Here is a 21680-nt window from a genome sequence, read left to right as displayed (position 1 = left end):
TGCTGCAACTGCCTGATTCTCCCCCACGCCTAAAAACGTTGGTCTCGGTAGACGAGTCCTACGAACTTTGTCGCCAACTCACAGAAAAGTACGCCAAAACTTTTTACCTGGCTACTTTGCTGATGAGTAAGGTAAAGCGCAAGCATATTTGGGCAATCTATGCTTGGTGTCGTCGTACAGATGAACTAGTGGACGGTCCTGTTGCTGCTATTACCACACCGGAAACTTTGGATCGGTGGGAGCAGCAATTGAAATCCGTTTTCTCAGGACAGCCAGAGGATAACTTCGATGTAGCTCTCGTGGATACGCTTCACTCTTGTCCGATGGACATTCAACCCTATCTGGACATGATTGAGGGTCAGCGCATGGATCTATACCGAAGTCGCTACCAAACCTTTGAAGAGTTGTACCTCTACTGTTATCGCGTCGCTGGTACTGTAGGCTTGATGTCAACAGCAGTTATGGGTGTGGATACATCTAACCAAACAGCCCCTTGGTACAAGAGTAAGCCACCCCACAATCCTACCGAAGAGGCAATTTCTCTAGGAATTGCCAGTCAAATGACCAATATCCTGCGCGATGTCGGAGAAGACGCACGTCGGGGGAGAATTTATATTCCCCTGGAAGACTTAGCGAAGTTCAATTACACCGAGCAAGATTTGATCCAAGGTGTTATTGACGAGCGATGGCGATCGTTGATGTACTTCCAAATAGCCAGAACGCGCCAATTTTATGCAAAAGCAGAAAGAGGAATCAGCTATCTATCTGCTGATGCGCGGTTACCCGTATGGGCAGCTCTCATCCATTACAGTGGAATTCTCAAGGTTATTGAACGCAGCGATTATGACGTGTTCAATCAGCGTGCTTACGTGCCGAAAATACAAAAGTTACGTACCTTACCAGTGGCATGGCTGCGAGCACAAGTGTTATGAGATTTGTCATTAGTCATTTGTCATTTGTCATTAGTTGAACAAAGGACAAAGAACAAATGACAAATGACAATTAACTATTGACACTTCAATCTTTACTCTGGTACTATTAGTATTCGTGACCCTGGAGAGGTGGCTGAGTGGTCGAAAGCGGCAGATTGCTAATCTGTTAACATCTTTTGGTGTTCAGGAGTTCAAATCTCCTTCTCTCCGTTATTTCAGCCATTCGTAGAAGATTTTAAATTAAGTCTTCTACAAATTTTTCTACGAATAAAACAGCAGATGTCTAAATCATCTAGCATAGGGAGGAACTGTTTCTACAGTTCCTTCTACATTTTTAAGTACAGTCATTGTTTAAAAATCTACCAAGATAGAATAAGTATAAAGACGTTGTATGATTTACAGATCGGCGCATAAATTATTATCTGAAAATCATGTTGACACAATTTGTATTAAATCAAAACAATCTCCTCAGCACCTTCTCCAAACGCCCACAAACCCCACAACAAGACAAAACAACCCAACGATACGTCAGCGAACAAGACCTCGTTACAGCTTCATTTGAACGGGAACTAGAGCAAAATGTAATCCGCTACATCCTCGGTACAAGGAAATCCGACATCAACTTACTTCTACCCATCAAGAACGCACTGTGGTCGCTGTGGAATAACAGTTGGAACCTAGGAATTAATCATGCAGCAAATGATATAAGAGCGAAGTTTCATAACAACAGTCAATTGGCGGAATTTGCCAAGAAAAAGAACGATGAAATCAAACAACTCAGTGATGAAATAGACCAGATAAATTCTCAGATAGAACGCATTAACATTGATTATAAAAAAGAAGATGGTTCCTATAAACTTAACCGAATACTAAAAGATAGCGGTCGCAAGGGAACCTTCACCGATGACGATCGCAATAAAGCACTGCAAGCAATACAACAAAGTGAGCGAGAACTCAATCAACAAAAACAAGATAAACTTACAAAACTTATAGAATTACAAACTGTTGAATCTAACAAACCCCAACGTATTAGAAAACAAAGGGAAGTTACAACTCCTATTATTAAAACAGAACAAAATCCTGTAGAAAAAACTGGTAGAAAAAGGGTTCGCTCTCAACCAGTACTTACTAACGGCACACCACAATATCAAAGAACCGCCCCCACAAATAACAGGCAAATTGAAGCAATAAATGATGAGTTGGACGAACTCAATAGTAAATACAAGAAACCCAACGGTACTTACAATCTCAACAGGATTCGTGAAGATGGAACCAGTATCAACGACATCAAACAACGTGAAAAATATCTCAACATTGAACGAGAGAAAGTACTCGACGAATTAGAACGAATTGAAAATGCACAACCACGAGTTCCACGTCAACCCCGTGAAAAGAAAGTGCGCGAAATTGGCGAATCAAAACAGCGATCGACACCTCCTGTAAGGAAAGGCAATATTATACCGACCCGCGAAATCAAATCCGGTAAAGGACGAGCAACACAGCAAGTAACATCACGTCGTTACGAACAACAGCAAGCGGGTGGCACCAATCTCGAACAATCAGAATTCGGTCAGATTTACCTGGAACAACGACTCAACAATTTAGCAAAACCACTCGCTCAAAAATACCACGAACAATTAGTCGGTACGAAAGAAAATCCAGGCATCATACCACAGTACTTCAACGGTAACAGTTTAGTAAACGATCGTAAACTGGTGGAGGATATACGAAAAATAACTGGTGAATCTCTATCCGATGATTATAAGCAAGCATACGACATACTAAATAGTGCGGTATCCGAAACCAGAGAAAATTCCAAAGCAGCACAAATCAGACGATTAGAAGAAGACGTAAAAAAAGGTAACAAAGGAGCCGTTTACACACTCGCCGCAATACGAAATCAAAAGTCGGGCGATCGTACATACTCATTAAATGAAGATGAACGTAAAGCAATACAACTGTTAATTGCAGAAGAAGCGCCAGAAACTATTACAGTTAACGAATTACAACAATACCAACAGCAAGCGAAACGTCATTGGCAGCGAACTAAAACAACCAACATTACACACCGCATTGCTCAAACTGAGATGGCACACGCTTACAATCTCGGTCGGTTGGATTACTACATCAATAACGACATTCAGTATGTTAAGTGGAATGTGAGTGGAGAACATCTCAGAAGAAATTTATCCGCAACTAGTGTACGAAAATATAAAAGCGTGCATCGCTTAGAAATACTACACCAACCTCGAAATAAAGACAGTAGAAAAATAGCTAGGAGAAGTGGCGCACTTCCAACACCTGGATTTCAAACACATGGTACTGTCTGTCCTGTTTGTTGGGAGCGATCGCAGCGAGATGAAGGGTTGGGCGCTGGTATTTATCAACTCGCTCAATTGCGCCGCAATCCACAACTCATGCCAGCACTCCACGCTCATTGTGGGTGTTGGTTATCGCCTGTAGATGAAAATGATATACCAAAAATAACAGTACCAATTAATATAGGTAGTTTTTTTGACAACAACGTAGCTAAATGGGCTGGTGCTGGAATACTCGGTACAGTACTCATGTACGGTGCTTTTTGGCGTACCAGAAATCGCCCCATTTTTTCTACCAATCCCATACCAACGCCACGAGTTCCACGTATTGTACGAAGTATTGTTGAAACACTTGATGAAAATCGCGATAATGTAATGCGCGTTGCTGGTAAAGTTGCGAACAATGCAGATGATGGTGATGCTACACCTCTCATTCAACCACCACTACCAATACTCTTCATACCGGAGATAGTTGACATATCGCCAATTGAAGAACAAGTTAACAACGCACTCAACCAACCATATGAAAATAGTAAATATTCAACAGTTGTTAACCAAGTGGTTCGTAACAACATATCAATAGTACATTCATCAAATAACGTAAGTCCTAACTATAATGATGCAGTCAATCAGAGTTTGCGCGATTTGCAACAACGTGTCGAACAGTATGTTAATTACACTAAATCAACACCTAGTTTATTAAAACGTCAAATATTGAGTTCGTATAAGAAAGATTTGGACTACTTAAATAAAACCATAAACAGCTTACAAGATAGTAACGGTATGTTGTACGCTCAAATTCGTAACATTCAACAGCTTATTCGAGATGGAGAACGAACTATATCTACATCGCTACAAATTGATGATGTAAAAGGGGTGTTTGCGTCAACAAGTACGGGACGACAGTTGTACAATGAGTTAGCAGAGTTGGATGCAACCCTACGAAACCGCATTCAATTATTACAACCGAACAGTTATTATGACGAACTCATTCAAATACGCGAACAAGTACTTCAGAACACAGATATAGCAGAAGATTACTTTAAAAAAATTAAAGATATTGTTAGCAAAAACTTTTCTAAAATACGTAAAAACGATAACGTAGGTATAGCACGAAGAGTCGAAGAACTGTTTGATGATGTTTACAATTCATCGAATATTACAATAGATAAATATAAAGAAATATCGGAAGAACTTACAAAACTAGAAACGATATTAAATGTACGTTTGAATAAAGTGTCAAAAAGTATTATTGATGTAGACATAGAACAACTATTGACCAAGCGCATGAATGAAGATGAAGTGTTAATGGCTATGACAGTGTTAGCGTATAGAAAGCAAATACGATTACTTAAAAATAAAATATATAGCATGACTAATTTACTTATTGATAAACTTCAGTAATATGATTTATTTTTTATCTAATATTGGAGAATTTTCTAGAGGTAAAGGTGATAAAGATAAACGCAAACGCAGAAAACGCAACTGGTTGGGGTTGGGTGTTAGTTCGCCAAGGTAGAAAAAATTAAGGAAATAAGAATAAAACCATTTGGTGGTAAGTTAAACAAAGGATTGAGTCATATCACTAGAAATGTAGATCCGCGACTTGGTGTAATGGCTCTTATGGGTAGTTCTGCTGTGCTTGGTGGAGCAATGTTAGCTGGTGGAGAAGCGATCGCTAACAAAATTCGTAATCGTAACAAACGTAAATAACTATGCCTCAAAAAGACGTAAAAATAAAATCCTATGTACGAAAGGGAAAGATAGTCAAAGGACACGATAGAAAAATAGACTTGCGATCGGCACTTATCGGTGGTGGTGTGGGCGCACTTGGAGTTGGTGCGTTAGCAGGTGCTTATATGTTAGGTAAACGAGGAACTGTACCAAAATCGCATTTGGATGATATCAAAGATTTGTTAAAAAACAAACAACATATCAAAGTTGAAGCTCCTTCAGTTACGGTTAATCCGCCGAACATCAATGTAGTAGCACCAGCGTATTCGGAATCTGTAGCCCGAAATATACCTGTTGGAGCAACTAACAATGCGATCGTTAATGTTGGTGAGGAAATAAATATCACCAAGATAGCACTACCAAAGAAAATAAATAAACTCAGTCCTCGTAGCATCGATCGTAAAACCAACGAAGCACTCAACATGAGTGACGATGCTCTGGAGCGCGAGATATCAAAATATGGAGCAAGAACTGAACGTTTCCAGAAAACACTTACAGATGTTACAAATGCCAACTTACTGACGACATACATTGATGAGTTAGGTAAATCAATAAAAGGAAAGAATAAAGGTGGTCGCTACACGCAAGATTATTTGAGACAAGAAATTACCAAGTTACGCGACTATTTTAAGTTACCAAAAGTAGATGTTGAAGATCTAAAAGTCAACTACACACCGGAGAAAGAGTACTATGATAAGTTACGAACACTAGCCAACAGAGATAAAAATATACTCGATATTTATCAAAAAGAATTAAATAAACGTATCGAATCTCGTAAACCAAAAGTTGAAATCGGCGCGGATGATGAATCAATAGAAAGAATGCGTGGTTTATTAGATGACTTTAGTAAACATAATAATTTGACACATTTCTCTATGGGTGATTTACGTCCGAGTAGTAGTAAATCCTTTTTTCTATCAGATATAGCAGAATTCGGCAGACGATTGGGTAGTAAAGATAAACAAAAACGAAGCAATAATTTATTACGTAACACTGCTATAGGTATTGGTAGTGCTGCTTTGTTGGGTGCTGGTTTATATGCTTTAAATAAATCGCGTAAACCTAATTTATCGGCAGTTTCTCAATCCGTATCAAATACAACAACGGAAGTAAAAGCAGACAACACAATAGAACAATTAAAGTCTAGAGTTGAAAGTAAATTGAAGCCAATAAAACGTATTAAATCTCGTTCTGGTTTTACTTCTTTAAACAATGTGAACCGTTCGACAAAGAAGATTAAAGGTACATCTCGTAAATCAGAGTCTTTTACAGCAATCGCAAATCCAAATGTAACTAACAACAAACGTGTAAGATTAAATTTTTCTACCTCCAATTCCTTAGTAACCTTCGCTAGAAAACGTGGAAGTAAGGATAAAACCAAACGTATGTCCCGTGTTGGTGCTGCACTCAGAATAGGCATACCCTCAGTTCTCGCTGTTGGTACTGGTGCGTTAATTGGTGGTAATCTTACTCGCAATCGTACAGGTGCTCTGATTGGTGCTGGATTGATGGGTGGTACATTAACTGGAGCTTCTTATCTGGAACATAAATCTTCACCTTATTCACCCATAGGTAAGAAAAAATGGCGCAATTACCCAGTTGAACCAAAGTTATATGGCGTACCTGTAGAAAAATTATCACTGATAAAAGGACTGGATCAATAATAATGTCTGAGAAAACCAAAGTTAAAGGTTACGTGCGTAAAGGAAAAATAGTCAATTCATACGATCGCAACAAGAAGAAAGTTGCTTGGTCTACTCTTGGTGGTGCGGCTCTTGGTACAATTGCTACAACTATTGGTGCTGTAAAACTGTTATCCAAAGTATCAATACCATCAGAACAAAAAGCTATATTGGGTACTTATGGCACACTGACAGGACTTGTAGGTGGTACTGTTGTGGGTAATGTAATTGGTAGAAAAATGTTTCTTACAAAAGAACAACGCGATCGTGAAGATAAAGCACTACTCAATATGCAGAAGAAGACGATTCCATACCAAGATAAAGATTTGACTGGAATGCAAGGTGCTATAGATAAAGGTGTTCTTGGTGGATTGGTTGGTGGTGCGGGAAGTTTGGGTTATGGTGTTCATAAGTTGATGAAGAAAGTTAAAACACTTGACCCGAACAGTAAAGCAGCGAATCGTTTGCGAAAGTTGGGATTCGGTTTGTATTCAAATAATGAAGGTAAAAGAGTAGTCGGTTTTCTTAGCGATGTGAGAACCATGGGACAATTCGATCCTGAAGTAGCTGGTAGATATGGAACCAAAATGCTCAAGCGTGCTGGCAAGATTGCACTCGTTACCGGAGTATTGGGTGCTGGTCTTGGTTATCTACAAGGTAGACAATTTGCTGACAAACTTAACAAAAAGTTGGGTAAGAAAGACAGAGAAGAAACTGGTAAGCAACGTTTTGTTAAAATTACAAAAGGTGTTGGTGCTGCTGCTTTGGGTGCTGGTATTGGTCTTGGTACTGGATATCTTATAAGTAAAGGATTTGTAAGCACTAAAGGATATAAAGCCAGCATGGAAAAATTGAGAAAGGATGTGTTCGGACAAGTTCGTCATGGTATACACAAGAGAACCAACGCTCGCCTTACAGATGCTGGTAACAAACTTGTAGACGAATATAGAACAAGTATCCGAACTCGACCTGAGATAAAATTGTTAGGAGATGGAAGTATAAATATTCCAGAAATAAATACCAATGATGTACTTCGCGAACAATTCAAACGTAAAGGTGAACGAATTGGTAGAAACATTCAAAGACGTACAGCAAACAGTCACAGGGTTTTGAATAATGTCGAAGATTATTTGAATGACGTGAATCACAAAATGTCAACTCACAATGCACTCGGTTATGGTTCTACTGGTGCCGTACTCGGACTCGGATTATACAAAACTTCATACCGTAAATCCAAACAAAATAAATCAAAATAATATGACAAATATAAATTTTACTAGAACTACTGGAGCCAAAGATAAAACTCCTCGCAAAAAACGTAATTGGTTGGCAACTGGAGTAAAAGTTGCTGCTGGTGCTGCTGCTGTTGGGGCTGTAGCTGGTACTGTATACACGGGAAAAAGAATTGGAGCAATTAATAAGGCGTTCAAGACTGGCAATGCTGCCGCTTATGATGAGTTCAAAAAAAGTCCGGGTTTTGTAAAACGTGTTTACGGTAAAGGATTGGATGTTCTCGAAAATATGGGAAGTTCTGTTTCTAGACAAAATGAAGGATCTCCTGCTGCTGCAATAGGTAAAAACCTTCGCGACCAAGTACGGCGTACTAAAATGAAGTTACGTAAAGGTTTTCTAGAAAGCACCCAACTAAACCAGAAAATTGACGCTCAACGTGCAGCTATTGCTCATACGAAAACTGGTGATTTAGCTGGAGCGTCTGATGAATTTAAAAAAACAATAGTTGACAAACAACGCAAAGCACGACAACAGACAAGAACTCAAGGAGATTTAACTCGAAGAATGCATGAAGAAGTCGGTCAGTATTTCAATACAACAACAGGAAATAAAAGTAAAGGTAGAAAAATAGATCCGCGCATTTTGACAGCCGCATATACAACAACTCCCAAGTTGGGTCAACGTAAAAAATTCTTAGGATTATTCAATATGTATTTTCTATCTGATATAGCTGAATTTGGTCGCGGTAAAGACAAATAAAAACGCCGTCCTTCTATTCGGCGTGATGCGCTGAGAGGTGCTGCAATTGGCGCAAGTCTTTATGCTGTACCAGCAGCAATATCACTTGATACACCCGCAGGCAGAAAACTTATACGAAATGGGTTACAAGCAGGTGGATTAAAACCCTCATTGCGTAAAAATGCAGGATTAATTGGAGCAAATATAGCTATCAATAGCGGTGCAAATGCAATTGTAGGTGGCGGTATTGGTGCTGGCGTAGGTGCTATCAGAAAACGTATGTATGACAATAAGTACGGAAACAATAAATAACCATGTATTTTCTATCAGATTTTGCAGAATTCAAAAACGATGAATCTGATAAAAAAGATCGTCAAATTGGTAGAAAAATAAGGGGTGCTGCCCTCATTGGAGGGTCTGGTGCTCTTGGCGTTCAATCAGTTCGTAGTGGTCTTCCTAGATTACTCGGAGCACGTCTAGAACAACACGGTACCAGTAAGAAAGCCGCAGCCAACATCATCAAAGAAGGATACCTCGATCCAAAATACGGTGGTTCTGAAGGCGGCGTTACAGCGTCTATGAAATTACCAAAAGAATTTCTTGAAAGAAGTAAAGGATATACATTTATTAGTGGTAAGAATCCAAACCACCCATTTTGGAGCGATCGCAATCCTCTGAGTTCTTTAGGTGATGTTGTCACCAGAAAAATCCAAGTACTCGGCTATCGGGGAAGTAAAGCTAGTAAATTGACAGACAAAGACGTGGTTGGTGGAGCGAAATTTATTGGAAATATAATTTCACCAATGCGAAACAAGGCGGTGAAAGAACTCGATAATCTTAACGAAGAAAACTTTCTAAAGTCATTGGACTCAAGATGGGCAAGTTACTACAAGGAAAATCCAGATGCACTACAAAAACAACTGGCTAAAGAAAAGATTTGGAAAAAACAAGAAATTCGAGCTATAGACGATTTGAAGAAAAGAGCGTACAACGACAAGAATAGAGTCAAAGGAATAAGAAAAACTCAGAAGAAATACAATAAACTATTCAAAGAATTTACAGACGATATCAAGAAAGCAGCGACTGAAACAAATAAACATATAAAAGCTGGTAATCTGAAACTCGATCGCAAAATTAAAGGAGAATACGTTCTTCAAAAAAATAACGTATATGCTCACAAGAATAGCTTAGAAGAATTGTTATCAGAATCAGCAAAAGCTGGCAATGTTAAAGCTCAAAGATTATTGAAATTAAGAAAATCGCTAGCAGAGCAAATATTTGAACAAAAAAGTACAAAACAAGTCGGACTTGTTGGTGGTTGGGCATTCAAATTATTGAAATCTCCATTTCTTGGAGCAGCAGGAGTTGGTAAGACAATATATATCCCAGGTACAGACGAATTTTTCAACGACAAGAATCGTTTCTCTTACGACCCAGACGATCCGTTCGGTAATCCACTGAAGTTAGAAAAAGCTGCGAATTCAAAACAAGGTGGAATGGGCGGTAACGCACTCAAAACGAAAGAGAAGTTGCGAGCATTTGGTAACAGATTTAGCGCAACTAAATACTTATTAGAAAAAGAAGGTGATGGAAATTTACTCAAAGGTGCTGCTAAACTTATCAAAGCAAATCCAAGTCGTTCGTTGGCTGGTGCGGCAATACTTGGTGTGGGCGGTCTTGGTGCATACGCTCTCGGTAAGAAGGGAGTGGAATTGATAAAGAAACCTCAAGAAAGAGAAGTAAAAGTCAAGCAATATGTACGTAAAGGAAAGATTGTCAAAGCTTCCAAACGACTGAATCCATTCTTTAATAAATTGAAAAAACAAAATGGCTAACTTCAACAAAAAAGAAGTTAGAGTAAAATCATTTACACGCAAAGGAAAAATTGTCAAAGGACACAACAAATTTATAGAAACGTTTGTCAAGACTGACAAAGACGGTAAACGCAAACTCACCAATACAAGTAAAGTTCTTGTCGGTTTGGGTACTGTAGGTGCTATCGGTGCTGGTGCGGGTTATGGATATTTGGCGAAAATTGGTAAAATTTCCCAATCAAAAGTCAAGAGAGATGCTGCTGGTAAAATAATTGTAGATCTGGAAAACAAACCGTTGAAATTCTTGAATGAGAAAATACAAGTAGATCCATATAGACCACATAACGTGCCAGATCTGACACCAGAACAAACCTTGGATGTCGATCTTCAGATGGAACGCAGTCTAAAGAAAAGCAACCGCCTTACTACAAAAGCTACGGGTGAAGATTTTTGGGATTTGATTGACAGAAGAGATGGAAAAAACAAATACAATCTTGAGATGAGGCAGAATAACGCCAAAGGATTGATTGGCGGTTACGGTAACTACGATCTCGATAGAGACTTGTACCAGAAAATAAACAGCAATCGTAGAAAAACGATTGGTAACAAAAATATCAATGAACTAAAAGAGGCGAGAAAACAACGTAAAGAAATAGCCAAATTACTAAAACAACAACTTGGAGGACGATATAAAGGTGCTGCATTTCGAGCGTTACGAAGATTGATTTATTTCTAACTTTTGGTGTATGGTTTTTGATTGTAGAAATATTTAAATAATTCATTTCGTACAATCTCACTTTTCAAATAGGGTTCTGGATGGTGCTCGGCATCGGGTATCATTATGGAACCTTTTGTTTTGACAGATTGAACGTAATCTTTTGTACCAACAAAATTCAAAGATTTTTTGTCTGGAGTCAATCTAAAATTCGCACTACCGATTGTTGCCAAATTTACCTTAACTCCTTTTTTGTCAAGAATATATTGAACATCTCTTCCTAGATTGCTACCAGCACTAAATCCAAAAATGTTTACTTGTTTGTCCGGGTTCTTCACTGAGTAATTGTAGATCTCTTCAGCTAATTTTGCAGCTTCATTGTTTCTACCAGTAAAAAACGGTTTGTTCAATAATTCTACTCTTTCTGCAATATTCACTATTGTTAATTTTTTATTGTCTGTATCAAACGAGTGCTGTAGAGCTACAACCTTGTGAATTTTTTTGTCTGCATTAGATAAATGGTTGTTTATAAATGCTGACATGAATCTTGCTTGACTGTGAGGATCTGTATTTTTTTGTGCGGCATTTCCTGTCAAACCACCAATGGTAAAAGTAATATCTTTGATGTTCTTGTCGAACTCTTTACCTAATGATGGGTCTACCTTAAGATTTTTAGCTATATCATCCAGATTGTTTACATAGCGCTTCTTCAACACCAGATACGTTGCAGCACTAATTCCCAATGCAGATGCTGTTCCGATGGCAACTTTTAACGCTATATTCTTTTTGTCTTGTTTGCGTTTGTATGCTTTGACGAGTTTTCCTTTACGAGTATATCCTTTAACGTCAACTTGATGAAGTGGCATTACACTATATCCGATAGAAAATATATGATTGGTTTGTTGAGAGCATTACTAAACTCGACTAAATTTTCAAGAGGAACACCCACTTTACCACGTTCAATATAAGAAATAGTTGATTGATCGCAAAACATTGTTTCAGCAAGTGTACGTTGAGACAAACCAGCCTCTTCTCTTGCACGTTTTATTTTGTTTGCGATAAGTTTGCGCGTTGCTTCTAAATGTGGTTTGTTCATTATGTATGAATGTTTTTCATATTTTACTACTTTATACATTATATGCAACATAATGTGTGTAATATGAGAAACAGATAACAAGCATATATAAAAGTGCTGTTTATGACTTATTGATATGTCGAAAATCACATACTTCAATGTTGGAGGTATAGATAACAGCAATTATTCAGTTACTGAAGATGGTGGTATTAGAAAGAAAGCACTCATACTAGTTGAAGGCGAACATACAGATAGTAAGAAGCGCAAACACACATTTGACAAACAATTCATACAACAAGTTGCTCAAAACACGAACGTATTGTTTGAGCAAGGTAATCCTGTCCCCATACTACTCGATCATCAAAAGACTGTTGATAGCACCGTAGGCGAACTCGAAAGTCCCGTTCGTGTTGAAATAATTACCGAACAAAACCTACCAAACAAAAAAGCCAAACATCTTATTGGTAAGTTGGGCATCTTCGCTGATGAAGTTGTTATCAAAGCTGACAATGCGGTAGAAAAAGTAAGCAAGAACATCGTTCGCACGATTAGTGCGGGTATTGATTTAGCTACTAAATGTATCCGCGAAGTTTCACTAACTTCCACTCCTGCAATTGTAGGAATGACACTGTTTCACAAACATTCAGCAAATTTCCAATCATCGGCACTTTCATTTGACGAACTCGAAAACGACGACGATCGAATGGAACAACTGGAAGCTGAATATCGCGAGTTGACTGAAAAACTATGGATCATCACTCAGAACATTCAGTTTGCAGATGATGAAATGCTCAACGGCACTGACCCCAATGAACTTCAAATGCAAGCTGTCGAACAGTTTGTCGATCGCTTTATCGAATTGATTGGTATGGGTCAAGAAAACGAGCAGCAAGAACAACAACAAGACCCTCGATTGCAGCAGAATCAAAGTGGATACAACCCCAACTTTTCACCACAACAACAGCAACGTCCGGCAATGCAAGGTCAAGGTAGATTCACTCAAGCTCCTGTAGCTGCTTTTTCTATGTCTGATATGGAAGCGTTGAACAGTGCCGAGTTTGGCTATCGTCAGGCTATTGGTGGTGCAATCAGAGCAATTCGTACTCGTAAAACAACTGGTAAAACCTTCGGGCAAATTGGTCAACAATTTGGTAAAAAAATGCTGAACGCCAGTCGTGGTAAAGTTGCTGGAATTGGTCGTTTGGGTAAGCGTGTAGGTCAAACCGTAACAGGTAACGGTAAACCAAATGGTTCTATGATGCTGAGCACTAGACAACAACGTCGCGCAGTTAACGCGATCGATAAAGCAGGTGGAAGACAAATGACTGGAAGTGGTAAATTTACACCTTCTAGTAACACTACTACTAAAAATTTACAACATAGAAACAAAAATACATACGTTCCCAATAGTCCACTGTAATTATGAACTACAACGGTCGTCCTCTTGCAGCTTTTTCAATGACAGAATATGAATCTCTTACTCGCAACAACCTACAAGTTGCCAATTTCGGTCGCGGTAAAGATAAATCCAAGCGGAAACGTCGTGGTGCTGGTTTCTACGCTGCTGCTGGCGCTGCTGGTTTAGCAGGCGCTGCCGCAGTTGGTGGTGCTGCTCGTTATGGTGGTGCTGCTGCCAGTACATCATTAGCTAAACGACGGTTAACAAAAGATTTTGAAAATTATACCGATACAAACATTGGTAAAATGACAGCAAAAGGACAAAAAGTGAATATTAACACTGCTAAAAACGCTGCATCAGGTGGTGCTCGCGGTCAATTAGATCGTGATGTAGCTGCTGTTAAGTCTTTTGGTTCCAAAGTCAAAAACTACGATTACAAAGGTGCTCCCGATCGTGCGTGGAATGCAGCTAAAGAAGTTCCCGGTAAAATTGGCGCATCTGCAAAGCGTGCTGGTACTGCACTTACTACTAAAACTGGAGCTGGTAATACAAACGCTGGCGTATTACGTGAAGGTGCTAATAGACTCGGTAACGTATGGAAATCCGGCAAAGTCGGTAAAGCTGGTCTGATTGGCGCTGGTGCTCTTGGTGCAGCAGGTCTTGCTGGTGCTGGATATGGCGCATATAAAATGATGAATCGAAACAAGAAAAAGAAATAAACTATGTTTTTTCTATCTGACCTCTCTACAGTAGAGTTTGGACGAAAAAGAGGCAGCAAAAACAAGAAATTAGGAAGAACGGTATTGGGAAAACTCGGCAGATCTATCTGGAATGCTAATACTGCTGGTGCTGCTGCTAACGGCGCTCAAATAGGAGGAGCAGTCGGACTACTAACTAGCAATCCTAAAAATACATTCCGAAGAACTTTAATTGGTACAGCAGCAGGACTTGGGAGTGGAACAGCACTGGGAATAGCAAGCCAATATCGCAATCAAAACAAATGATTTTTCTATCTGATTGTGAGTTCAGCAGATCGCGAGGAAGTAAAAACAAATTTAGAAAACTAAGGAAATCATTCTGGAATGTTGATACAGCGAATGCTGCTGCTGTTGGTGGAGGTCTGGGATGGGGTCTTGGTAGAGCAGTTGACACCTTCAACAAAACAGGCGCTCTAGGCGAACGATACGGTGTTATTGCTGGAACACTCGCTGGTACTGGACTCGTAATGCGATCGCAATATAAACGTCAAAAATAATTATTACTATCATGGATACAAAAGAAGCACTACAATATAACGCCGATCTGTTGGCTGAAACAATTGAAAACTTCGAGAAAATGTTTGACGCAGGTCAAATCGATGAAGAAAAACTTGAAGCATATACAGCACAAACATACGCTGAATATCAAGCTCGTGTAGCTGAAATTCTCGGTGTAGAAACTCAAGAAGTAGAAGATGTTGAGTATTCTGACGGTGGCGACTATGCTGAATTCTCAGTTGGTTCTCAATATGGTGCAGCTCTCCTCGAACTCGGTGAAGCTAATGGATTTGATGATGTAGAAGAATGGTGTCTCGCTTTATCTGAAGCTACCGGATACGACCCTAACGACATTCTAGATGTCATCACTGGTGAAATCGAACCTTCTGACGAACTTTCCCTTGATGTAGCTGAAGCTCTCGAACTGGATGAAAACGACCAAGCTACCCTTCTCGTATACGGTATCGAAGCTCGCGGTGAAGATCTAGACGATTACCTGGATGAAGCTGAGTCTGAAAATGAAGAAGAGTCCGATGAATCCGATGAAAATGACGCAGATTATTCTCGCGTATCTCAACTCGAAGCTGAAATTGCCGAATTCAAAGCTACTGGTATTGTCAAGGACGAACTCGCCGATATCGAAAGTCGCGCATGGTCTTTGGTTGATGAAGGTCGCGTACCTCCAAACGTGGTAGAAAAATTGCTTGGTAACTTCTCCACAGATAGCGATCGCATTGCCGCTTTTTCTACCGTCTGCCACAAGAATTCAGTCGATGCCGCTACCGAACTGTACGCAATGAACAAAGTATTGCGCGTTCTGGAAACCATGCCTGTTGTTGCTAACTTCGGTTATCAAGCATTGGAAGAAGTTTCCGAAGAAGAACTCGAAGAAGAACAAGCACTCGATGCGATCGCCAACCAGTTTGTCAAAGCTCTGAATACCAACCGCAACTAGGATAATTCATGTCTAACTTCATCCGCTCCAGTTTCTACACTGTAGATCCGCCCATTTTCGCTACAACCAACAGCGAACATCATATAGCCTCTGAATCTGTAAGCATCAGTGCAGCTCATGTTTCCATCAACAACGCTGCTGTAAAAGCTGTTCCTGCTGGCTTGTTTGTTGCTAAAGTAGGTAACGTCAATCGTTTTCTACCACGTTCTACCGTTAAAACTGCTACAAGCACATCCGCTAACACATTACAACCAGTAGTACCTCAAGTATTCATTCCTGGCGATGTACTGTATGTAATTCAACCATACGCCACCATCACTATCACTTCTGTTAGTGCTACTCAAACCCAGACAGTAACGGTTAGTGGTTATACAGCTACAGCTACTGCTACCACTTCCAACACCACTATAACTGCACAAGAAGTTGTAACCGCCATCAACAATACTGCTGGTATTAACCAATTTGTTTATGCGTTGAACTTAGCTAACGTTGTGTACGTGTTCGGTAAAGATGGTGTATCAACTTACGCAATCTCTGAAGGTGGTACTGTTACTTCTACTCTATCTGGTGCTGCACTCGCATTCAACACTACAGCGATCGGTACTATTCAAGGTTACGACTACACCACTGGTACGTTTACGCTTGCCGCTAACGCTACTGTTGCTCTACCTATTGGTGCTGTAGTTGGCGTTCTGGTCGATGAAATTTATGGTTTACACAACCACTCTATTGACTTCACCATCTATCCTAACCACACCATTGCGTTGTATACACAGTCTGCTGCTTGCCGCATTCAACATCTTCCTCACTTTGATGACAATATCCGTAACATCTTCAAAGGTCGGATTCATTTTGGATACAAGTTCTAAACAACCATAGAAGACATGAGGTTTTTGAGTCCTCGATTACTCACTAATCGAAACTTTACCTCATATATATGGCTATTATTCAACAATTTTTAACAGAAAAATTACAAGCTAAAATTGCAGAAAAGTTAATAGATGACACTACGTTTCGTCGTCAACAAAGAAGTGGAACAATTTGGCAATTTATGCCTATTCAAACATACAACACCGAAGATTTTGTTTACTACGTTACTGAAACTGTAAATGCAGTTGCTTCCATTGTCGCTAAAGGTGCTCCAATTCCTACTAGTGGTTACGGTGGATTTGGTAAAATTAACGTCAACGCTTTAAGAGTAGGTAAAGGTCATTTGTTTGATACCTTGGCTCAAGAACAAATGCAAAAGGTTATGAACGAAGCAATGTATAAAGGTGTTGGTGTTATCAGTGGTGTAGATCCCGGTACTGGAAAAATTATTAGCGTTAACGACGCATTAGTTAATTATTTGTTTGGTTCTGTAAAATCAGTCGTTAATGGAGTTATGGATAAATTTCAGCAAATGGCAGTAGAAAGTGTAGCCTACGGATCTGTTACTCTCAACAACGATCCCCTTACTAAGGGTACTGCTGTTCTCAACTTTCGTGAAACAGAACAACCATACGATGCACTTCACTTCCCTGCAACATTAACTGACACAGGTAATACAGCAGATCGTCGTCTCAACAGATGGACTGATTACGCTAATGCGGATGGTATCGGTATGATTGAACAAATGTGTCTCGATTACGTTGACACTAATGGCTTCCTTCCTGATGCTATCTGGATGTCTAACAGAGCTTGCGTTCATCTTCGCAATCAAGAAGCTACCATTCACAAAGCACGGCAAGCTGCTGGTTTAGCTCAGGTTGGTTCTGTTGGTGTTGCAATGTTGAAAGAAATTATGTCAAACAACAACTTGCCACCAATTGTTACTGCTGGTGCTGATGAAACATATGACGTTGAAACCACAACTCCCACAACCACCAATACCCGTTCAAATTTCGTAAATAGAGCGCGTTTCTTGAATGAAAATCGCATTGTATTCTTGAAAGAAGGAGTTGGAGAATTAGGAATGGGAATCACTATGGAAATGCGAAATATTAAACAGGAAGATGGTCGTATTTCTAATGAGAATAGTGCTGTTATGGTGCGTGTTTATGAGAAGTCTAAGATACCAATGTCTGACGAAATCGTATCGTTAGCTGCGGGATGTCCAATCGTACCAATAGCACGTCGCATGGCAGCTAGAACCGTATTCTAAACTGGATATTTGAAGGTAATCAATATTAGTATAAATACTAAATTATGAAGATTTAGATAATTATAAATAAATAATATTACCAAATATTTCAGGTATTAAATGGACGTGTTAATTAATTTCATAAACACTCAATTACAATACTCTCAGAGGGGCTACAATGTCCCTCTTTTGTTATTCATATATCTATAATTCGTACGTTCTATAGGAGCATAAGATAAACAAAAACGGAAAATACGGGAGCAACAGCGCTCACGGTACGATTGGACTTGGAGTATTAGCGTTACGATCGCGCAAGAAACCGCCAATTGTAAAAGCACAAAAAGTGCGTCGTAAAGCATTTGGATTATTTAATAGATATACTGGTGAAATATACCTGTAACTTTTTTCTACACATAACATGATATGCCAGCAATAACGACTCAAGTTATTGCAGACCGTTACAACCAACTTTACAATGCGTTTAACGATGGTGTTCTTCGGAAGTACGACGAACTCAGAATAGATGAAATAAAACAAACATTACTATTAATAATAGCTGAAGGTAGCAATAACTTTAGTGGAGGAGTATCGACGGGATCGGGAGCCAATCAATCTGAAATTAAAGCAGCGATCGAATCAGCGACTAACCTCAACGAACTCGAACAACTATTAAGAGATCTAGCAACCGAAGCCACTTTAATTGAAGTTAAAAATGCGCTAAATATAAAACCCGTTTACCCAATCGACCAACCTACACTCGCGATCGCTAACTCCAATCAAGTTTATTCTCGTAATTTTTCTAACGTTTGTTGGATTAATTTCTTATGCCGCGAAAATACCGATATATCTTGGCATTATTTGGCAAATAAGGTAAACACGAGTAACGCTTATACTTTACTTGCTGGTAATACTGGAAAACTGGAGTTCGGCGAGCGCAAGTGGTCGGGAAGTTTATATTTTTTATCGACAACGGCTGGAGCGAACTTAGAAATTTGGGGATATTCTTACGATGAAAACGTCATAGCGTCTCCACCACCTTTAGATTATTCAACTCTAGATCCTGATGTACAGACTTATAGAAATAATATTTTATCCTATAGCAGTACTATTAATGATAGCAGTCTGATTGCTATCGACACTTTTGTAAAAACTCTTAAAAACAATAATCTCTGGACTAAAATACGAGAACTAGCACCTCTAGCGGGAAATAATTTATCTTCAGCGAGAGTTCTTTTAAAAACGGCTTTCGGAGATACTGTTAATTTAAGTGAATTTTCTACTTCTGATTATTCAGAAGTTACAGGAATATTTATACAGAATAATAAGAAATTCGATATTCGTTTAGCGCCGAGTACTTATTTATCAACTGGCGATCATCATTTGTCGCTTTATGCTGCCAATATTACAGCGACGAATACTCCTACAACTCTGATTGGTGGAAAGTTTTCTCATCTAGGAGACGCTCAAGATTATGATAATAATTTAAGTATTAAAGTCACAAATTTAAATATTATAGGTATTACCTGTAGACCAACGACAGGGACAACTAACGCAAATTATAATTCTTCTCCAGGTTTAATTTTACTTTCAGCTCCGACTTATAACAATAGAATTTTATCTATTTCAAAAACTAATCAATTAGTGACAAATAATTCCACGCAAGAAGGTAATTTTAATAGTACCTACTTATCTGCGGGAGCGGAAAAATATCGAGAAGACAATGGTTCTACCGCAACAGAGATTTATAGGGAATATAGCAATTATCAACTTAGATTTTACTCTATTGGTACGGGTTTTACTTCTACTGAAATTCCAATTTTTAATAATGCAGTTCAAACTCTCATGCAATCTCTAGGTCGAGGAGTATGATTAATAAAAAACAGATTGAAAACTTACTATCAAATATATTAGTTGCCATTCAAAATCAAGGTAGTAATAGTGGTGCTATTGATACTTCTGCTTTAGCTAAAGACAATACTTCCATAGCGATACGCGATCGCCTACCGACACTTATTAATGGCAAAATTCCCGTCGATGCAAGCTTTCCTAATGGAATAGCAACTGACGCGACATTAGGGCAAGTCCGCGATCGCTTCCCCGCAACACTCGGTCAGAAAACAACAGCACAATCCCTCTCAGTCACTTTCCCTAGCGACCAATCGGGATTCTTAATTAATACTGCGATCGCAACAGAAACGGGCATTATCGACCTTCCTGCTGCTGCTGGAACTTACGATATTGTTGTCCCTTCTTCTGGAAATGGGTTGAGGGTTAGTACGATTGCTTTATATTGTGCTAACCCAATTGATTTTAACTTTAATTCTTCCACTGCTGCTAACTCTCATACGGCGATTTCTCCTATTTACAATTTGGAGATTTATTCGCAAAACTTCGTACAGCCAAAATGTTTGGTAACAGATAGAAAGCTAACAATTACAAAAGCTGCTGGAGCAACAATTAAAGGTGAGATTGTGTATTGGCAAAGCGGTGCGGCTCTAGCAGGTGGAACTCAGTTACCACCAGATGTAGCGAGCCAAACTACATTATTACAAATTAAAGATTTAATCAAACCGACTATTAAAAAATCTCTAATTAATATTTCAACAGCCGGAGACAACATAATTATTACTCCTGCGGCTGGTAAATCTATCAATATATCTGGTCTTTATTTTACTTGCGCTTCTAGCGTTGCGATCGTATTAAAAGATGGTTCGACTGCTTTTACTGGGGTTATGCCTTTAACAGACCATGCCAACGATTATTCCTATCCTTTGATATTAAATACTGGTAATTCTTTTGTTATCAATTTAGCGAGTGCAGTATCAGTTCAAGGCTACATTATTTGGTGGGAGGTATAAGTGAGCTTATTAAGAAACGCACTTCCGCCCGGTAAATTGGGCAAGATTAATATTAAAACAAATCAATTACTCCTCGATAAATATTCTGGCGCAACACTTGCGCTTGGATTGAGGAAGCTTAAAAGTGATTATAGTGGTGCTTGCATTAGAGTCAGAAATGAGACAACCAATATTGAAACTGATATTGGTTTTAGTAGTAATAATTCTATAGATAGTACTTCTTTAGCTAACACTGCTATTCTCGCTAATAGTTTTGTAACAACTACCTACGATTTAAGTAAGAACAGTAATCACAATATACAAACCACAACTACAGCACAACCAAGGATAATTAATGGAGGAACTATTGATAGCTGGAATGGGAAACCGACTATTACTTTTGATGGAATTAATGACTGCTTCAGCCATCCAAACTTATCAATTAATGGATTCAGTATATTTGCCGTTCTCAAGATAATAGGGTCAATGTCTGGATACAGGAGTCTTTTTTCAAGTAACAATTTTAATAGTGCTAGTGGAATGATGCTTTTGATTAATACAAATGCTAATAAGTGGGGAACTTACGGTGCTAGCGCTGAGAGAAATGCTAATTCGGGATTATCTTTGAATTCAATCTATTTATTAGAAATGCATCGTAGTAGTAGTGGAGATGGTGTTTTCTACAAAAATAACACCTATGATGGATTATTCAGTGTCACAAACTCTCAAACAGTAGCTCACATTGGAGGAACTAACAGCTTTCAAAATGCCCCTGTACAATTATCAGAATTAATTTTCTATCCATTTAATAACGAAGCCAATAGAGCAGCGATCGCAGCAAATATCAACGCCTACTATTCAATTTATTAA

21 protein-coding genes and 1 tRNA gene are annotated in these 21680 nt (G+C 38.9%); 20 read left to right on the top strand and 2 right to left on the bottom strand.

Annotation, left to right across the window (positions count from 1 at the left end; all coding sequences use genetic code 11):
* Positions 1 to 2: 2 nt before the first annotated feature.
* The 10 genes from crtB to ACKTT2_RS45240 all read left to right on the top strand — a co-directional run bounded on the left by crtB (position 3) and on the right by ACKTT2_RS45240 (position 11187).
* Positions 3 to 932 (top strand): 15-cis-phytoene synthase CrtB, encoded by a 930-nt coding sequence (gene crtB / locus ACKTT2_RS45285; RefSeq protein WP_407899064.1) that lies wholly within the window; start codon positions 3 to 5, stop codon positions 930 to 932.
* A 123-nt stretch (positions 933 to 1055) separates the two neighbouring features.
* Positions 1056 to 1142, top strand: a tRNA-Ser gene (locus ACKTT2_RS45280).
* A gap of 221 nt (positions 1143 to 1363) precedes the next feature.
* Positions 1364 to 4654, top strand: coding sequence for a hypothetical protein (locus ACKTT2_RS45275; protein WP_407899062.1), 3291 nt, complete (start codon positions 1364 to 1366; stop codon positions 4652 to 4654).
* A 168-nt stretch (positions 4655 to 4822) separates the two neighbouring features.
* Positions 4823 to 4963 carry a hypothetical protein gene (locus ACKTT2_RS45270; RefSeq protein ID WP_407899060.1) on the top strand — a complete coding sequence of 47 codons (141 nt, stop codon included), beginning with the start codon at positions 4823 to 4825 and terminating at the stop codon, positions 4961 to 4963.
* A gap of 2 nt (positions 4964 to 4965) precedes the next feature.
* Positions 4966 to 6648, top strand: a complete 1683-nt coding sequence (locus tag ACKTT2_RS45265; protein WP_407899058.1) for a glycine zipper family protein — start codon at positions 4966 to 4968, stop codon at positions 6646 to 6648.
* A 2-nt stretch (positions 6649 to 6650) separates the two neighbouring features.
* A complete protein-coding gene (locus ACKTT2_RS45260; protein WP_407899055.1) occupies positions 6651 to 7922 on the top strand; it encodes a hypothetical protein in 1272 nt (423 codons plus the stop codon).
* A gap of 1 nt (position 7923) precedes the next feature.
* Positions 7924 to 8658: a hypothetical protein gene (locus tag ACKTT2_RS45255; protein ID WP_407899053.1), complete on the top strand. Its 735-nt coding sequence runs from the start codon at positions 7924 to 7926 to the stop codon at positions 8656 to 8658.
* A 150-nt stretch (positions 8659 to 8808) separates the two neighbouring features.
* Positions 8809 to 8949 carry a hypothetical protein gene (locus tag ACKTT2_RS45250; RefSeq protein WP_407899051.1) on the top strand — a complete coding sequence of 47 codons (141 nt, stop codon included), beginning with the start codon at positions 8809 to 8811 and terminating at the stop codon, positions 8947 to 8949.
* 2 nt (positions 8950 to 8951) lie between these two features.
* Positions 8952 to 10472, top strand: a complete 1521-nt coding sequence (locus tag ACKTT2_RS45245) for a hypothetical protein (protein WP_407899049.1) — start codon at positions 8952 to 8954, stop codon at positions 10470 to 10472.
* Positions 10465 to 11187 (top strand): hypothetical protein, encoded by a 723-nt coding sequence (locus ACKTT2_RS45240; RefSeq protein WP_407899047.1) that lies wholly within the window; start codon positions 10465 to 10467, stop codon positions 11185 to 11187. The genes ACKTT2_RS45245 and ACKTT2_RS45240 overlap by 8 nt, the downstream gene beginning before the upstream one ends.
* Here ACKTT2_RS45240 and ACKTT2_RS45235 read toward each other — a convergent pair.
* Entirely contained in the window at positions 11184 to 12032 is an 849-nt protein-coding gene (locus ACKTT2_RS45235; protein WP_407899045.1) for a hypothetical protein, read from the bottom strand. The genes ACKTT2_RS45240 and ACKTT2_RS45235 overlap by 4 nt on opposite strands.
* Positions 12032 to 12262, bottom strand: a complete 231-nt coding sequence (locus ACKTT2_RS45230) for a helix-turn-helix domain-containing protein (RefSeq protein ID WP_407899043.1) — start codon at positions 12260 to 12262, stop codon at positions 12032 to 12034. Before ACKTT2_RS45230 ends, ACKTT2_RS45235 begins: the two co-directional genes overlap by 1 nt.
* Positions 12263 to 12377: 115 nt before the next feature.
* Here ACKTT2_RS45230 and ACKTT2_RS45225 point away from each other — a divergent pair, with 115 nt between their 5' ends.
* The 10 genes from ACKTT2_RS45225 (at position 12378) to ACKTT2_RS45180 (ending at position 21680) form a co-directional block, all read left to right on the top strand.
* Positions 12378 to 13661 (top strand): hypothetical protein, encoded by a 1284-nt coding sequence (locus tag ACKTT2_RS45225; RefSeq protein ID WP_407899041.1) that lies wholly within the window; start codon positions 12378 to 12380, stop codon positions 13659 to 13661.
* 2 nt (positions 13662 to 13663) lie between these two features.
* Complete coding sequence (locus ACKTT2_RS45220; protein WP_407899039.1) at positions 13664 to 14359, top strand: hypothetical protein; 696 nt, start codon at positions 13664 to 13666, stop codon at positions 14357 to 14359.
* A gap of 3 nt (positions 14360 to 14362) precedes the next feature.
* Positions 14363 to 14644: a hypothetical protein gene (locus ACKTT2_RS45215; RefSeq protein ID WP_407899037.1), complete on the top strand. Its 282-nt coding sequence runs from the start codon at positions 14363 to 14365 to the stop codon at positions 14642 to 14644.
* Positions 14641 to 14895, top strand: a complete 255-nt coding sequence (locus ACKTT2_RS45210) for a hypothetical protein (RefSeq protein ID WP_407899035.1) — start codon at positions 14641 to 14643, stop codon at positions 14893 to 14895. Before ACKTT2_RS45215 ends, ACKTT2_RS45210 begins: the two co-directional genes overlap by 4 nt.
* Before the next feature lie 11 nt (positions 14896 to 14906).
* A complete protein-coding gene (locus ACKTT2_RS45205) occupies positions 14907 to 15851 on the top strand; it encodes a hypothetical protein (protein WP_407899032.1) in 945 nt (314 codons plus the stop codon).
* 8 nt (positions 15852 to 15859) lie between these two features.
* Positions 15860 to 16720 (top strand): hypothetical protein, encoded by an 861-nt coding sequence (locus ACKTT2_RS45200; RefSeq protein ID WP_407899030.1) that lies wholly within the window; start codon positions 15860 to 15862, stop codon positions 16718 to 16720.
* A gap of 68 nt (positions 16721 to 16788) precedes the next feature.
* Positions 16789 to 17994 (top strand): hypothetical protein, encoded by a 1206-nt coding sequence (locus tag ACKTT2_RS45195; protein ID WP_407899028.1) that lies wholly within the window; start codon positions 16789 to 16791, stop codon positions 17992 to 17994.
* A gap of 402 nt (positions 17995 to 18396) precedes the next feature.
* Entirely contained in the window at positions 18397 to 19842 is a 1446-nt protein-coding gene (locus ACKTT2_RS45190; protein ID WP_407899026.1) for a hypothetical protein, read from the top strand.
* Entirely contained in the window at positions 19839 to 20831 is a 993-nt protein-coding gene (locus ACKTT2_RS45185; protein WP_407899023.1) for a hypothetical protein, read from the top strand. Before ACKTT2_RS45190 ends, ACKTT2_RS45185 begins: the two co-directional genes overlap by 4 nt.
* Positions 20832 to 21680, top strand: coding sequence for a hypothetical protein (locus ACKTT2_RS45180; RefSeq protein ID WP_407899021.1), 849 nt, complete (start codon positions 20832 to 20834; stop codon positions 21678 to 21680).

It is taken from the genome of Scytonema hankhaensis NUACC26 (assembly GCF_045865695.1).
Lineage (GTDB): Bacteria > Cyanobacteriota > Cyanobacteriia > Cyanobacteriales > Nostocaceae > Scytonema.
Note: the sequence above shows the minus strand (reverse complement) of the source record. Positions and strands in the feature narration are given on the sequence as shown.

Coding starts and splice junctions, on each gene's coding strand:
- ACKTT2_RS45275 (WP_407899062.1), top strand. CDS start 1,364: ATGTTGACACAATTTGTATTAAATCAAAACAATCTCCTCAGCACCTTC.
- ACKTT2_RS45265 (WP_407899058.1), top strand. CDS start 4,966: ATGCCTCAAAAAGACGTAAAAATAAAATCCTATGTACGAAAGGGAAAG.
- ACKTT2_RS45260 (WP_407899055.1), top strand. CDS start 6,651: ATGTCTGAGAAAACCAAAGTTAAAGGTTACGTGCGTAAAGGAAAAATA.
- ACKTT2_RS45255 (WP_407899053.1), top strand. CDS start 7,924: ATGACAAATATAAATTTTACTAGAACTACTGGAGCCAAAGATAAAACT.
- ACKTT2_RS45245 (WP_407899049.1), top strand. CDS start 8,952: ATGTATTTTCTATCAGATTTTGCAGAATTCAAAAACGATGAATCTGAT.
- ACKTT2_RS45240 (WP_407899047.1), top strand. CDS start 10,465: ATGGCTAACTTCAACAAAAAAGAAGTTAGAGTAAAATCATTTACACGC.
- ACKTT2_RS45235 (WP_407899045.1), bottom strand. CDS start 12,032: ATGCCACTTCATCAAGTTGACGTTAAAGGATATACTCGTAAAGGAAAA.
- ACKTT2_RS45230 (WP_407899043.1), bottom strand. CDS start 12,262: ATGAACAAACCACATTTAGAAGCAACGCGCAAACTTATCGCAAACAAA.
- ACKTT2_RS45225 (WP_407899041.1), top strand. CDS start 12,378: ATGTCGAAAATCACATACTTCAATGTTGGAGGTATAGATAACAGCAAT.
- ACKTT2_RS45220 (WP_407899039.1), top strand. CDS start 13,664: ATGAACTACAACGGTCGTCCTCTTGCAGCTTTTTCAATGACAGAATAT.
- ACKTT2_RS45215 (WP_407899037.1), top strand. CDS start 14,363: ATGTTTTTTCTATCTGACCTCTCTACAGTAGAGTTTGGACGAAAAAGA.
- ACKTT2_RS45210 (WP_407899035.1), top strand. CDS start 14,641: ATGATTTTTCTATCTGATTGTGAGTTCAGCAGATCGCGAGGAAGTAAA.
- ACKTT2_RS45205 (WP_407899032.1), top strand. CDS start 14,907: ATGGATACAAAAGAAGCACTACAATATAACGCCGATCTGTTGGCTGAA.
- ACKTT2_RS45200 (WP_407899030.1), top strand. CDS start 15,860: ATGTCTAACTTCATCCGCTCCAGTTTCTACACTGTAGATCCGCCCATT.
- ACKTT2_RS45195 (WP_407899028.1), top strand. CDS start 16,789: ATGGCTATTATTCAACAATTTTTAACAGAAAAATTACAAGCTAAAATT.
- ACKTT2_RS45190 (WP_407899026.1), top strand. CDS start 18,397: ATGCCAGCAATAACGACTCAAGTTATTGCAGACCGTTACAACCAACTT.
- ACKTT2_RS45185 (WP_407899023.1), top strand. CDS start 19,839: ATGATTAATAAAAAACAGATTGAAAACTTACTATCAAATATATTAGTT.